Origin of the sequence: Joostella sp. CR20, assembly GCF_038433465.1 — a bacterium.
GTDB lineage: Bacteria > Bacteroidota > Bacteroidia > Flavobacteriales > Flavobacteriaceae > Galbibacter.
This window is the reverse complement of the sequence record NZ_JAESVF010000051.1, coordinates 1-340: the sequence shown is the minus strand read 5'-3', so window position 1 is coordinate 340 and position 340 is coordinate 1. Positions and strand designations below refer to the sequence as shown.

The 340-nt window shown below is 40.0% G+C and carries 1 protein-coding gene; it reads right to left on the bottom strand.

Annotation, left to right across the window (positions count from 1 at the left end; genetic code table 11):
• The coding region (locus JMA43_RS13995; protein ID WP_342157323.1) for a DUF6443 domain-containing protein at positions 1-324 on the bottom strand (324 nt) is incomplete at its 3' end.
• Between the last annotated feature and the right edge of the window lie 16 nt (positions 325-340).

The following is a 340-nucleotide window of genomic DNA, read 5'->3' as shown; positions in this document are numbered from 1 at the left end:
AGGGTTGGGAGTATTGTCATATTTTGCTGTATTGTAAAAACTATGCGTCTGGCTCAATGCGCTCCCGTTGTACTGACCCCGATTCTGTGAAGAACCATAAGGAAGATACTCCAATGCCTGACGCCCAAAAGCATCATAGCCAATATGTGTGATTACATCTTTCTTAGTTGGAGTTGCTTTAATACCTACCTGTTGCTTCGCCCTGCCTAAACCATCAAAATACGTTACACTTTCTATTACATCCTTATTCTCTCGAATACCTGAGGCACTCGTCATAGAACGCTGATAACTCCTTGTAAATATATAATTCTCTGAACTACTCAAACTAGGTGATATATAA